The following is a 13,203-nucleotide window of genomic DNA, read 5'->3' as shown; positions in this document are numbered from 1 at the left end:
GGCGTCGTCGTGTTCGAGGCCGGGCCGCCGCTGCTGCCGGATCTCGAAATCCTGGCTCTCCAGGAAGATATCATTCACACGATCGCGACGTTGGACGCCGCGGTGGTGATACTGACTCACAGGTCTCGCGCCGAAGCCGACCGCATTTTGAGAGCCGCAAGGATTGCGCCGGAAACACTCGCTGGTGTCATGGCGGCGGAGGACCTTCTCATCTCCGCAGCGCGGCACCGGCAATTTGGCAGGATGCTCCGCGACGGGCTTCGCAAGAGCCTAATTCTGCCGGAAGTGGAGCGGCGGTTTGGAGTACCGCGACAGAGAACCGCGTTGATCGACGACCGGATCGACAACGTGCGAGACATGGTCGCAAGGGGTCTAGGACTCGCCCTGCATGTTCCTTTGGAAGTCGCCCCAGACGGTGAATCGATCGTCACGTTCGATCTTTCATCCACCCTGCAGATATTCCTGGACTGGACAAAGGGGGCTGTGAAGCCCAAGGTCATCACGATTCCAAGCACACGGCGCGTCTTGATGTCGCTTCGAAGGACGGGCCTCAACACCCAGCAGGAAGGACGTCATGCATTCAACGCCGCGCGCGGCCTTGCCAACGTCTCCCGCAGGATCATTCGGCGGGATTGACGTTGGAGCCTGAGCCGGCGGACTCATCAATTCGATAGGCCCGTATATAATCAACCAGGAGGTCACCCGTCGCGTCTGGAGGCGATACAAAGCCTTGCTTTCTGTTCCAATCGCCATCCGTTCCGATGCTGATGATCAGGTACATTGGCACGTGAAGACCGTTGTTCGCGAGCCGGGCAATCTCGTAATCATCCCGATAGTAGACGACAACTTTGGGCGTCCACAGGACGCCGTAGACGTGGAAATCCTTGGATAGGTCCACCCCTTTCGCGGAATAGCGCTCGCTCTGCTTCGCGCTCACTCCGGCTTGTCCCCATTGATAACCGCCGTACTGAACCGCCGGCTGTCCGGTCAGGATCTCGAATACGTCGATCTCGTCATAGGTTCCCCGTGGTCCGAGTAGCCAGAAGGCGGGCCAGCCTCCCATCAGCGCCGGAACTTTCGCGCGCACTTCGAAATAGCCATAGAGTTGCCGGAAACTGGTTTCGCTGCTCAACATGCCGGCGGTAAAACGTACCACCCCTTTTGGCCCGCCCCCCGAGGCCGGCCACGCACCGTTGACCGCAGCCTGTGTTTTGGCCGACGCAGGTCGCACGGCAATGTCGAGAATGCCGCCGGAAATCGAGAACGGATTAATACCGAGACCAAGGTAGTCCGGGTCGATGAAGATCTCGCTCTCGGACTCGTTCAGGCCCACTCCCCGCGACATGGGCGATGTGCCGCTGTGGAAATACTTCGTCCGCCACCGCTCACCTCGGCAGTTCTCCGAACACCAGGACAACGGCGCGTCAAACTCCTCCGAGAAGGTCAGCCTAAGCGCCGAGCGATCAAAACGGTCGCCCTGTGCGGCCCAGCAGCTAGCGACAGATATGAGCAGCGCGCCCACCGCTCCACAGCAACTGACTGTCTGCTTTGGCGACATGCGTGCCTCCATTGAGCTCGCCACGTGGAACTTCCACGGGTCTGACCGAACGGCGGTGACCATCGTTTCATTTGAGATGATGCACTGGATGGGATTCGCAAGACCGCCGCCTGCATCCGACCTGCTCGCTGGCCCGCGTTTTCCAATTCTTCGGTTCCGCTGCTGCGCGAAAGCAGGTCAACGCGATTTTAGAAAGACGTTCTCGGAGAGTACTCGCTATTGGATTTCCTGCCATACCCGCGCGCCGAACACTTCGCCTACGCCGTGGGACAAAACTTGCGTCGGAGAGCACTGACCTATAGAGTAAGGAGCCTTTTAGAGTGAGGTGCCTTTGCTCTCCTGGCGCGATTGCAAAGAACCATGGACAACGGCAGCGAGATGCTAGTGGGGTTGCCCCCCGCCGATCGCGAGAGGGCCGGTGTCCAATTTGCCGCGCTGCAGCTGTTCGCCCTCATCTATCTGCAGAAATTTGCCGTAGGTCCGCAAACTTTTTCGCTCAGTGTTCCGATGCTGCTGATGTTCGTGAGCATCGGGTGGATGCTGGTGTGCGGCACGATCGCCGTTTCCCCAGTGCGGCTCCTTTTGTATGCATGCTTCGTCGTCGCCTGCTGCCTGTCTCAGATCTTCAGCGGCGGCTCCGTATCGAGCATCGCAGAACTCATTCTGCTGTACGGATGCATGACGGTCAGCTTGACACTAACCGATGCCGCGTACAGGCGCGTGCTCAACTATTTTGTCCTCTTGATGGTCCTTCCAGCCACGGTCATCATCTTTCAGTACTGCTATCAGAAGCTGACGGGTCTCGGAAACCCACTGAGCATGGACGAGTTGCTGCCGAGATCGATCCTGCTTCAGGGGTTTATCTACGATGCGCATTACCCGTGGTATTCGAGTTTCCAGCGCCCGAACGGTTTCTTCTTTCTCGAGCCTTCGTTCGCTTCGTTATTCGCCGCGTCGGCCACAATCATCGAGCTGACCTATTTCAAGCGTCCCTGGCTAGCCTCATTGATGCTTGGCGCCACGTTCATGAGCATGGGTGGCACCGGCTTGACAATGCTCGTCATTGCAGTCCCGCTTCTTGTCGCGCGCCAGTCGAGGAGCGTGATCACTGCAGCCCTTGTGGCCGCAGCGCTGGGACTTTTCATCCTCGTCCTGAACCACGACGGGTGGCCGATGTCGGGCGAGGGCTTGCCGTTTCTCTCCCGATTGGATGAACTCGGCGACAAGGACAGTAGCGGCTTTGGGCGACTGATTCAGCCTGCTCAAGAACTGGTCAAATTGATTTCGGATCGGGACTATCTCTTCGCGGGAACGGGCGCGGGCAGCATCACCCAAGATTATGGGAGTGCGTGGCCGGCGACCAAGCTCGTAAAGGAGTACGGCCTGCTGAGCATGGTGGCATTCCTGCTCTTCTTTGCGTCAGGCCTGACGGGAGCCTTCAACGTGCCTCTCAAGGCTGCGATGGTGATCACCTTCCAACTGACCGGTGGTTATCTGCTCAGTCCCATCATGGTCGAGGCGGTGCTGCTGCTTTGCGTCATCTGTATACCCGCTGGAGCCCTGACGACGCCCATGCTCGAGGTATCAGCCGGAAAATCTGTCTAGGTCTTGGTCGCTGCAAGCACACCGCCGACACCCATCGCGAAGTGCCTTGGCGTCGCACCGGAAGTTCCTGGGCTGCGTGCTGGTACCGTTTCAAGCCGCCGGCACCACCTCAAATCCGTCGGTTGAACCCGGCGGTTTTTTATTCTGCCCTTGCGCGGGTGCGGCCAGCCGTTGATCCTGTTTTTCAGGCCGGTGCTTTGGGGTTGCAGCCGGTTCCTGCGGCCGCTGATGCCGCGCGGCCCAACGCCGTTCGCACCTTCTTTGAAGATCGAGAGGGACAGTACTCATAACCCACCTCCGGGTTACGTTCTTGTGCCCCTAGGCGTCGTTAACGCGCGGCGCGCTCCAACGGTTCCCCTCGCAGGGAATCGCCGCGGAGCGAGGCTTTGGTCCCGCAACTACTGAACCCGGCTTAACCGGTCGAACAGGTCTTTTCTTACTTTGATCAGGCGTCCGAGAAATCGTGCACCGCTTCTATACGACCGATCTTCCGGCAGTTGTTCGGAGACGCGGGTCACCATCTCGAGATGATGCCAAAGACTGTCGGGCATCGGTCCATCGTGTTTGCTCACCGAATCGCAGATCGAGCTGATTGCGGTCGGCTGCTGGTGCAAGCTGACTTCGGGCTCGGGCTGCTTGGGATGCCAATCGTTGTAGGCGCCGATCGCGCCCCAGAATGCATCACGAAGTTCTTTTGGAAGCTGGGACGGCAAACAGGCATGCATCTTTCTTCTCCGTGCCAGGAGAGGCCCGCGCAAGGGCGCTATCCGCTCGGATCAAGGGCCCTTCGAAGTATACCGATTACGAGCGGCTTGCGCTTCGGCCAGCGGCAACGGGGAAGTCGAGCCGCCCCGTCCCCTCATAACGGCGTCGTCCGGTCCCGCACGATGGGACCCCTACGGACTAGGCTGCGCGAGCTTTGCTTTTTCCGGACCGAACGACCCTTGCCCTTCCGGCTGGTCTCGTTGCTACCGTGTCAACTGTGGCAGCGGTGCTGGCCAAGTGTTCGACTGATGTCGCGAGAATTTCGTGTTGAGCATTCAGCCAATAGATCTCCGCCTTGCCCTCGGGTTGACCATCTGCGATCCAGAGGTGGTAGGCGCGTTCGCGAATTGCCTCTTCCAGATTTGGCATGGGATTTTCCTTACCAGTGATGCGCCCAGCCCAAGCGAAGTCTTGCTCGCCCAAGGTTAATGAATTCTTAAGGAGCGCGGAGACGTGCACCGAGGCAGGTGGAAGAGACATCGGGGTCTTTCGCGGTCACCCTCCCCGAGTTCACAGCCGTGACGATCGATGTCGTCGGCAACGGCTTTGCACTGCTGACCGCTGGTGATGGCGGTATGTGGGCCGAGGCCGCCCGAGAGCCAATGTCCATCCGCTTCCCATGCGGAGCGAAGGAGCACAGAATCGTGGGCAGCACCCGATAAAGGTGGTATCGTCCTTACCTGACCATCTGTGGGGTATGCCAAGTTTCTCGGCAGGATTCCATAGGACCAGTCTAGCGCGAGTCGTCGTGCGATGGACCAGACCAGCATTTCTCTCGTCGGAGGTCAGCGCTCATGAGTCCCGTCATCATTACCCTGCTCGTGCTCCTGGCCATCGTGCTGCTGCTCGCGCTCTGGCTCATGGGCATCTACAACGGGCTGGTGGTCGCCGGGAACCGCTTCAAGAACGCCTTCGCCCAGATCGACGTGCAGCTCAAACGCCGCTACGAGCTGATTCCGAACCTGGTCGAAGCCGTTAAGGGCTACATGGGCCACGAAAGGGAGACGCTCGACGCCGTCATCAAGGCCCGCAACAGCGCGATGGCGGCCGAGCAGAAAGTCGCCGCCAACCCGAGCGACCCGGCGGCCGTGAGGGAGCTCAACCAGGCCGAAGCCCAGCTCGGCGGCGTCCTGGGCAGGCTCTTTGCCCTGTCCGAGGCGTACCCGGACCTCAAGGCCAACCAGAACATGCTCGCCCTGCAGGAGGAGCTGGCCTCAACCGAGAACAAGATCGCCTTCGCCCGGCAAGCGTTCAACGACGCCGTCGCCAGCTACAACATCCGGCGCGAGGTCTTCCCGGCCAACACGGTGTCCGGCATGTTCGGTTTCAAGGAGGCGGCGCTGCTCGAAACCGCGGAGACCGAGCGCGCAGCCCCCAAGGTGTCGTTCTAACCCGAAACCGCTACCGCTCTGTGCGTCCCATGCTTGCGCTTCCATGCTCCAAAAGCCGCCGCTGACCATGGCCCCTAATTTTTTTCAGCAGCAGGATTCGGCCCGACGCAAGACCTTCCAGCTGGTGGTCTATTTCGTCCTGGCGATCCTGATTCTGATCGCCCTTGTGTACGGGCTGTTGGTGGCGCTCAGCATGAATGACGCCCAAGAACCCGTGTCCTGGTGGCAACCGGATCTCCTCCTGCTCGCGGCGCCGGGGGTGGGCCTTCTGGTCGGCGGTGCCAGCATATTCAAGGTGGCCCAACTCGCTTCCGGCGGCCAAGCCGTCGCCCTGATGCTGGGCGGCGAGGAGGTGCCCGGCACGACCACCGACGCGCGGCAGAAGCGGCTGCTCAATGTCGTCGAGGAGATGGCGATTGCCGCGGGAGTGCCGGTGCCTCCCGTCTATGTTCTGCAGGAGCCCGGCATCAATGCCTTCGCGGCCGGCTACGCCCCGGGCGATGCCGTGGTCGCGGTCTCTCAGGGCTGCCTCAACTACCTGACCCGCGACGAGCTGCAGGGCGTGGTGGCTCACGAGTTCAGCCATATCCTCAACGGCGATATGCGGCTCAACATCCGGCTGATCGGCCTGATCTTCGGGATCATGGCGTTGTCCATCATGGGCCGCATGCTCATGTTCACGTCCGGACGCTCTTCGGGAAGGAACGATTCCCGTGGCGGACTGATGCTGCTGGGCCTGGGCGTGTTTGTGCTGGGTTTGGTAGGAGCGTTCTTCGGTCGGCTGATCATGGCGGCGGTGTCTCGGCAGCGCGAGTACCTGGCCGACGCCAGCGCCGTCCAGTTCACGCGCAACCCCGACGGCATTGGCGGGGCGCTCAAGAAGATCGGCGGGTTGGCCGAGGGGTCGCGCATCAATAACCCCCAGGCCGCCGAGGCCGGTCACATGTTTTTCGCCAACGCCTTCGCCGGCCAGGGGCTCGCCGGACTGCTGGCGACCCACCCGCCCCTCGTCGAGCGCATCCGCCGGCTCGATCCGCAGTTCAACGGCCAGTTCCCGGAGGTGCGGCCGGTCAGCGCCGATCGGGAAGAACTCGAAGGCTCCCGCCGCGGCCGGGTCCCGCCGCTTGCCGGGATGCCGAGGTTGCCGGGGCTGCCGCAGGTGCCGTTGCCGATACTGGGGTTCGCCGACGAAGCGGCCTCCCGGGTCGGCCACGTCGATCCGGAAGAAATCAGCTGCGCGCAGGCGTTGCACGACGGCATGCCCGACGTGCTCCGGGTCGCCGCCCAGGAGCCGTTCAGTGCTCGCGCCCTGGTCTACGCGCTGCTCCTGGATCCGCGGGCGGACTTGCGGGATTTCCAGCTGACCCGGCTGACGGCCGGCGCTCAGCCGCAGGACCTCGCCGAAACCTTGCGGCTGCTTGCTCCTGTGCAGGCCTTGCCGGACACGCACCGGCTACCCCTCCTGGATCTGGCCATGCCGGCCCTGCGGCAGATGTCGCCCCGCCAGCACCGCACTTTCCGCGCCCAGGTCGAGGAACTCATGATCGCCGACCAGCGGCTGAGCCTGTTCGAATACACCCTCCGCTGTGTGCTACATCGCCATCTCGACGCTCAGTTCCTGCCGCAGCGTCGGACGCGACCAGTGCAAAGCTCGCCGCAAAAACTGGCGCACCCGGTAGCGACGGTGTTGGCGCTGTTAGCCTGGGAAGGCCAGCCGGAGACCGCCCAGGCCGCCCGGGCGTTCGATGCGGGCATGGCGAGCTACATCGGCGGCGACCACACCCACCGCTTGCCGCCTCGCGAGGAATGCTCCCTCGCTGAGTTCGACGCGGCGCTGCAAACGCTCGATCAATCCGTCCCGGCCATCAAGCGCCGGATTGTCGTCGCCTGCGCGGCCTGCATCCTGGCAAACCAGCAGGTCACCGTCCGCGAAGCGGAGCTGCTTCGCGCCATTTGCGATACGCTCGACTGCCCGCTACCGCCGCTCGTCGTGGGGGAAGCCGAAGGATGATGAACGACATCGCACTTTTCCGGATCATGCTTTAGAGTGTTTTCGAGCGAAGTGGGGACCGGTTCGCGTGAAGAAAACGCGTCAAAACAAGAATCTAGAGCTCCGGTTCTGATTCAATCAGAACCGGAAATGCTCTAGGCAGCACTTTTGTCAGTTGCGACAACGCCGCCCCGTACCGCCCGCAGCGCGTCGGCCGCCTCGAGGATCACCGCGATCGTCCGATCCAGCGCGGGCGTTCGCGTGGCGAGAACCTTATCTGCGACGTAATAGAGAGTGCCTTCCTGGCGCACGTGACCCTGTTTGATGAGGTAGTCGAGTTTGCGCAGCACGGTGGCGCGCGGCATCCCGATCGTATGCGTGATTTTCTCTGCAGTCATGGGTGTTCCGCGAAGGGTGCCAATCCACACAGCCCGCGCGACGTGCGAGATCTCAGAGAAAGAAGCAACTCGGCGGTCGAAGTGCTCGGTGATGATCAAACGATCGATACGCTGCTGTGCCTCGGCGACTATCAGAGCCTCCTCACGCCGTGGAATGTCTTCGAGTTTCATCGAGTTGTTCCTCCTGTCTATGCATGAGCGACCCGGCCTTGATCCAGTTTGTCACCACTGCGGCGAAGTCGAATAGATATCGGAGGTCGATCCATTATGTCGGCTCCACGGAGACATCGTCGGCCGCGCTCGACTTCCGGGAATGATCTCTAACTCGAGCGCGTCTCTCGTCGGAGCAGCTGACGGATCAAGCGCATCGCCAACCATAGAAAGAAGATAACCACTCCGAGGGCGGCAAGTGGCGCGGCCAGCGCCAAGAGAGAGACCAGGAGCGCGCCACCCAGTTCCGCTGTCGAGATGACCGCGTTGCCAACACCACCGGTGAAGATCGTAGATTTTGCTCTAAGCATTGCGGTGCCGGCTTGCGTAAGGCCGGCGACGCCGCCCCCCGCGATCACAGCCGCCGTCCATTTCACCATCGGCGGCACATCGGTCATTACTGCCGCCGACACGACCGTCCCTGCGACCAGAGAGGCTGGCGTTGCCAAGGTGTCGAGCAGGTTGTCAACAACGGGAACATAGTAGGCAAGGATTTCCAGAAAGGCGGCCACACTCAGTGCTATCAGCGCGGATGACGTTGCAAGCCATGCAAAGCGTTCATCCAATGACAGATGCCCAGTATGGGCTGCCACACTGACGATGAGCATCGGCAAAAAAATGCGGAAGCCCGTTGCCGCAGCGAGGCCGACCCCAAGCGCGATTGACAATGGAAGATCGGGATTCGACATGCAGCGACTTCGATTTAGATATGACTAACCGACTGAGCTTCTACCTTATCCCTTTTTGACCTGATCAGATAGCGATGTGAGCCTGTATCTCAACGCAATAACCGATCGGGCCCATGGCGACGACAGCCGCGCTATGGCGACCTCACATGCGCAGACTCATCAATGCGTCAATGCGCATGGCTTGGCCCTCGGACTGGTCGGCGAACCCATTCACCTCAACTCAGACAATTCCGCCACGGTCGGGAGACGGCCCTGCGGGGTCAGTTTGTCCACCACGCCCGGCACCGCCTGCGACAATTGGTTGGTGATTTCTTCTTCGGAGAGGCCAGAGCGTTGAGCAAGCACCTTGACGATGTCCGGGCCAAGGGCCGAGCCAAGTTGACCAGGGGATACAGGTTGATTTTGGCCGGAACCAACCCACGAATTTGCAGCGTTTCCAAGACCTCCCTTTTGCAGTTTATCCAATAGCCCGCCTAATCCTCCGAGCAGACCACCTGCTCCTTCATCGGATGTCGGCTGCTTCGGCGTATCCGCGGGGCGGTCTCCTCCGCCGCTCCGGAACAGAGCGCCGGACGCGAACAGCGCGAGAAGCGCAAGCATCAAAGGCTTTCCAATGTTGCCACCTGGCGCGGATGATCGGATCATATCTTCGAGGCCGGCCATCATTCTCTCCCTTTGAGCATGAGCGTGGGACAATCCAATTCAGATTCGTGCGGTCACGGCGTTATAGATCAGCAGCACGACAACGGAGCCAATGATCGCGACAATCATGCTCCAGATGTTGAGGCCTGTGACACCGCTCGCACCAACAAAGCTAAACAGAAAGCCGCCAACGAGCGCGCCGATTATTCCGAGGGCGATGTTGAGCCAAAATCCCTGCCCCTGCTTGTCGACGATCTTGCTCCCAATGAACCCCGCGATAAGGCCAAGTATGATCCAGCTGAGGATGCCCATATCGCTGCTCCTTTCAAAAACCGATCGATGGCGAGTCGTTCTCAACGGGCTTTCTGCAGACTTCAGACCTGCGCCAGCGCGTCCAACCTTGCTTGAAGATCATCAATAGCCGGCTTCGCGACGACCCCAACGCCGGGGGTCGCCATGACCTTGTCGCACATCTGGTTGATCGTAGGCCTCATGGCGACGATCAGTTTGGCGAGCGCGCTTCGCCCTTCGGGAGGAAGCTTTGCCGCCCGCGCGCTAATATCGTTCAATTGCGCAACCACCTCGTTGATCTTGGGCAAAGCTGCCTGAGCAGTGGCTGCATCGGTGATGCCGGGCAGCGCGGACTTCAGGGTGTTGATGGACGAGTTGAACTGGTTGCCGAGGTTCACCCCATCGACGGTCAAATTCGCCGGCGCCATGCCCACGGTTTGGGTTGCGGGTTGCGTTGTGGCGGGTTGCTCGGCGACCGTCTGTTGACCCTGGCGTCCGAGCGTGTACCAGGCAAGACCGCCCAGTACGATCAAGGCGCCTAGCCAATAGGGCCACTGCGCGGCTTTGTTAAATGTAGTGCTGGCTGTCTGGCTTGCCGCGGCGGCGGCGCGTCCAGAAACACTTGTGGTCCTGTCGATCAGACCCGTAGCACCGAGTTGATCCGCCAGACCTGACGGAATCGCTGCAACGATTTGATCTTTCTGTGAGCGGAGCAGCGATGCGAGGCCGGTTGCGTCGAGACCCGCGTTGCGCTGGTGTTGACCCAAGGCGCCCAGCACGATTGGACCGAGTACGCTGAGCAGCAGTTTGCCGCCGCTGTCGCCGATACCTGTAAACTTGCCGACCGCCTGCGCCATGGTGTCCATGGTTCGGCCGCCAAACAACCCGGAGAGCATGTTCGATCCGGTGTCTGCAAGTCCCTGGACGCCCGTGCTGCTCAGGAGATCGGTGGGAGAACGGATTTGTTGCTGCGACAGCAGCTTCGACAGTTGGCTGGTTCCGGCAGGGTTTGCAACCAGATCGGACAGACCCGCCAGCAACGCTGGAACCGCTCCTCCTGCCGCCTTCTGGGTGGCGGCTTTGTCCAGTCCCAGAAATGAGGCGATCTGGGCGACGATTTCAGGGGTCAGGAATTGCATTACGACGGAGGTGAGGTTGGTTGCCATCGCGTCTCTCCACGAATGGTTATTGCCGGGGCGGTTTGTTGAGCTTTTCCTGATCTGCCGGACGACAACGCCGGTGCGCCGCTGCGTCTCGCACACTGGCCGGTGCAGTTCACGACGCAATGATCCTTCAAAGACCTAAAAGCGGTCCGAAGCGAGTTTCTTGATCTAGATCAAGGGACGGCGAAAAGCCGGTAAACTCTGGGCGTCGGAAGCCAATGGCGCGTGGCCATCCCGAGAATTGGGATTGTCGGGTCACCCGGCCAAGGTGCGAATATGCGGACATGGTCCGGCCAGCCCCGTTTGATCGAGAATGACCGATCTCGGAAATCGGCCGACCTAGTGCAGCGGCGGCCCAATATGCTTTGATGCGTGAGGACGGAACTAAGACGCGTGGTGGCCCATGTACATAGTCATTCGTAAGTACACCAAGGTTCATTCGGTCGCAGATGCCGCTCGCCGCGCCAGAAGCGGCATCGGCCAGATCCTAAGGCAATCGCACGGATTCAGATCTTATTATGTACTGGATGGGGGCGAAGGCGTCGGGGTCGCCGTGATGATTTTCGAGGACCGCGAAAGCGCCAATGCGGCGAACGATAAAGTACTGTTCAAGCAAGCCTGCACGACCTTCATCTTGGAGACCCCGAAATCATCGCCGGGGAGGTCCTGCTGAACATCGAATCCGACGCGTAGCTTCTCGTCGTTTCGAAGATTGCGGCGTTGAATACAAAAGCCCAGGGGAGCGACAGCGATCCCAAAAGGGCGGAGATGACCGAAAGCTGAGGTCTGCATGCGACCGCTTCTGAATTGGCATCAGTCTCGGACTGCGTCGCCAGGGACCGCCGCTGTTTCGGGCTTCCGTGTCCGGCCCTCGGGTGGAGCAGATCGCTCCTCGCCATCATGAATATCGGCGCGCGTCCGATCGGGCGCAGGTCATCCCGAGCCTTGCAGCAGTTTCGCGCGGACATCGGCCTTCAACACCTTGCCGACCTTGGAACGTGGTAGGTCGCTCCACACCTCGATCTGCTTCGGCGCCTTGACGCTGCCAATTTGGGCCTTGACGAAGGCGGTAACAGCAGCCGCGTCGACACTTTGGCCCGGTCTCGCCTGAACGACCGCAACCACGCGCTCGCCCCATTTCGGGTCGGGTAGACCTACGACGGCGCAGTCCTGGATGGTCTCGATCGCCCGCAGCGCGTTTTCGACCTCAACGGAATAGACGTTGAAGCCGCCGGTGATGATCATGTCCTTGGCGCGATCGACGATATAGAGGAAGTTGTCGGCATCGAGATAGCCGATATCGCCAGTGTGATGCCAGCCATGGGCCGAGGCCTCCGCGGTGGCCTCGGGGTTCTTGTAGTACCCGTCCATCACCAGCGAACCACGCACCACGATCTCGCCGCGCTGCCCTCTGGGCAGGAGATTGCCGTCGGTGTTCATGATGCCAAGCTGGACGAGCGGGGTTACTCGGCCCGCCGATGACAGCCGCGCGATGGCGATCGAACCGTCGGCATTGAAATGATCGTCCGGCGCCATGGTCGAAATCATCATAGGTGCTTCGGTCTGCCCGAACAGCTGCGCCATCGGCCCGATGCGCCGCAGCGCTTCCGCCAGCCGCGAGGCCGAGATCGGCGCCGCGCCGTACCAGAAGCACTGCAGTGAGCCCAGTTCAGCTTGATCGAGCTGCGGATGATCGAGCAGCATGTAGATCACGGTCGGCGGCAAGAACGTGTGGGTGACGCGGTGACTCGCGATCAGGGCGAGGAATTCGCCGATGTCGGGGTGATGCATGATGACGATCCGCCCGCCGAGCGCCATCACCGGGAAGCACAACACGCCCGCGGCATGCGTCAGCGGCGCCAGCGCGAGGTAGGTCGGACGTCCCTTGAACGGGTAGCTCATCAACGTAAGCGCCGTCATCGTCTCGATGTTCCGGCCCGACAGCATCACCCCCTTGGGTTTCCCGGTGGTGCCGCCGGTGCCCGGCAACATGACGAGGTCGTCGACCGGTTCGCGCTGAAAATATCCGACGTCGTCGGACAGCCAGGCGTCGAATGATGCGGCGAACGGCAATGCAGCGTCGAGACACACCACCGCCCGCAGTTTCGGCAGCTTCGGGCGGATCTTCTCTACCATCTCGACGAGACTGGAATGAAACAGCAGCAGGCTGCAGTCGAATTCATCGAGGATGAACTGGTTCTCCGCCGCCTCGTTGCGCGGATTGACCGGGCACCAGACCGCGCCCGCGCGCGAAATGCCGAACACGCACGCGAACGCGATCGGATCGTTTCCCGACAGGATGGCGACCTTGTCGCCGGCGGCGATTCCGGTCTGCACAAGGCTGCGAGCGATCCGGTAGCTCAGCCGCTGCACGTCGGCGTAACTGAGCTCGTGGCCATCCATGGTCAGGCACGGCGCGTCCGCGCCCAGCGAGGCACCTTTGTCCAAATAGTCGATTAGCCGCATGACTGCCTCCGCGCGGGGCGAAGCCGGCGCGGACC

Annotated in this window: 13 protein-coding genes and 1 pseudogene; 5 read left to right on the top strand and 9 right to left on the bottom strand. The window is 61.1% G+C overall.

Annotation, left to right across the window (positions count from 1 at the left end; genetic code table 11):
* Nucleotides 1–9: 9 nt before the first annotated feature.
* On the top strand, nt 10–636 hold the full coding sequence (locus tag A3AI_RS0119355; RefSeq protein WP_156927860.1) for a hypothetical protein: 627 nt from the start codon (nt 10–12) through the stop codon (nt 634–636).
* Here the strand turns inward: A3AI_RS0119355 and A3AI_RS0119350 are convergent.
* Nucleotides 620–1,558 carry a glycoside hydrolase family 16 protein gene (locus A3AI_RS0119350; protein WP_198030146.1) on the bottom strand — a complete coding sequence of 313 codons (939 nt, stop codon included), beginning with the start codon at nt 1,556–1,558 and terminating at the stop codon, nt 620–622. The two genes, A3AI_RS0119355 and A3AI_RS0119350, sit on opposite strands and share 17 nt — an antisense overlap.
* 360 nt (nt 1,559–1,918) lie before the next feature.
* On the opposite strand from A3AI_RS0119350, the gene A3AI_RS0119345 reads away from it, so the two are divergent.
* Complete coding sequence (locus A3AI_RS0119345; protein ID WP_024517149.1) at nt 1,919–3,163, top strand: hypothetical protein; 1,245 nt, start codon at nt 1,919–1,921, stop codon at nt 3,161–3,163.
* Nucleotides 3,164–3,561: 398 nt separating this feature from the next.
* On the opposite strand, the gene A3AI_RS0119340 is transcribed toward A3AI_RS0119345, so the two are convergent.
* Both A3AI_RS0119340 and A3AI_RS50270 read right to left on the bottom strand, forming a co-directional pair.
* Nucleotides 3,562–3,888 carry a hypothetical protein gene (locus A3AI_RS0119340; RefSeq protein WP_024517148.1) on the bottom strand — a complete coding sequence of 109 codons (327 nt, stop codon included), beginning with the start codon at nt 3,886–3,888 and terminating at the stop codon, nt 3,562–3,564.
* A 178-nt stretch (nt 3,889–4,066) separates the two neighbouring features.
* Nucleotides 4,067–4,297, bottom strand: a complete 231-nt coding sequence (locus tag A3AI_RS50270) for a DUF2934 domain-containing protein (protein ID WP_156927859.1) — start codon at nt 4,295–4,297, stop codon at nt 4,067–4,069.
* A gap of 437 nt (nt 4,298–4,734) precedes the next feature.
* On the opposite strand from A3AI_RS50270, the gene A3AI_RS0119325 reads away from it, so the two are divergent.
* On the top strand, nt 4,735–5,319 hold the full coding sequence (locus A3AI_RS0119325) for a LemA family protein (RefSeq protein ID WP_502685753.1): 585 nt from the start codon (nt 4,735–4,737) through the stop codon (nt 5,317–5,319).
* Between the two features lie 43 nt (nt 5,320–5,362).
* Nucleotides 5,363–7,330, top strand: a complete 1,968-nt coding sequence (locus A3AI_RS0119320; protein ID WP_198030145.1) for a M48 family metallopeptidase — start codon at nt 5,363–5,365, stop codon at nt 7,328–7,330.
* 134 nt (nt 7,331–7,464) lie between these two features.
* On the opposite strand, the gene A3AI_RS0119315 is transcribed toward A3AI_RS0119320, so the two are convergent.
* The 5 genes from A3AI_RS0119315 to A3AI_RS0119295 form a co-directional block, all read right to left on the bottom strand.
* Nucleotides 7,465–7,878 carry a hypothetical protein gene (locus A3AI_RS0119315; RefSeq protein ID WP_024517144.1) on the bottom strand — a complete coding sequence of 138 codons (414 nt, stop codon included), beginning with the start codon at nt 7,876–7,878 and terminating at the stop codon, nt 7,465–7,467.
* 149 nt (nt 7,879–8,027) lie between these two features.
* Nucleotides 8,028–8,606 (bottom strand): DUF4126 domain-containing protein, encoded by a 579-nt coding sequence (locus tag A3AI_RS0119310; protein WP_024517143.1) that lies wholly within the window; start codon nt 8,604–8,606, stop codon nt 8,028–8,030.
* A gap of 210 nt (nt 8,607–8,816) precedes the next feature.
* Nucleotides 8,817–9,272 (bottom strand): YidB family protein, encoded by a 456-nt coding sequence (locus A3AI_RS0119305; protein WP_245286918.1) that lies wholly within the window; start codon nt 9,270–9,272, stop codon nt 8,817–8,819.
* 36 nt (nt 9,273–9,308) lie between these two features.
* Nucleotides 9,309–9,560 (bottom strand): GlsB/YeaQ/YmgE family stress response membrane protein, encoded by a 252-nt coding sequence (locus A3AI_RS0119300; RefSeq protein ID WP_024517141.1) that lies wholly within the window; start codon nt 9,558–9,560, stop codon nt 9,309–9,311.
* A 62-nt stretch (nt 9,561–9,622) separates the two neighbouring features.
* Nucleotides 9,623–10,705: a DUF937 domain-containing protein gene (locus tag A3AI_RS0119295; protein WP_024517140.1), complete on the bottom strand. Its 1,083-nt coding sequence runs from the start codon at nt 10,703–10,705 to the stop codon at nt 9,623–9,625.
* A 400-nt stretch (nt 10,706–11,105) separates the two neighbouring features.
* On the opposite strand from A3AI_RS0119295, the pseudogene A3AI_RS49350 reads away from it, so the two are divergent.
* Nucleotides 11,106–11,395 (top strand): annotated as a pseudogene (locus A3AI_RS49350) (hypothetical protein).
* 240 nt (nt 11,396–11,635) lie between these two features.
* Here A3AI_RS49350 and A3AI_RS0119285 read toward each other — a convergent pair.
* Nucleotides 11,636–13,168, bottom strand: a complete 1,533-nt coding sequence (locus A3AI_RS0119285; protein WP_024517139.1) for an AMP-binding protein — start codon at nt 13,166–13,168, stop codon at nt 11,636–11,638.
* Nucleotides 13,169–13,203: the final 35 nt, after the last annotated feature.

Source organism: Bradyrhizobium sp. Tv2a-2 (assembly GCF_000472425.1).
Taxonomy (GTDB): Bacteria; Pseudomonadota; Alphaproteobacteria; order Rhizobiales; family Xanthobacteraceae; genus Bradyrhizobium.
The sequence above is the reverse complement of the archived record's forward strand: the minus strand, read 5'-3'. Positions and strand labels throughout refer to the sequence as shown.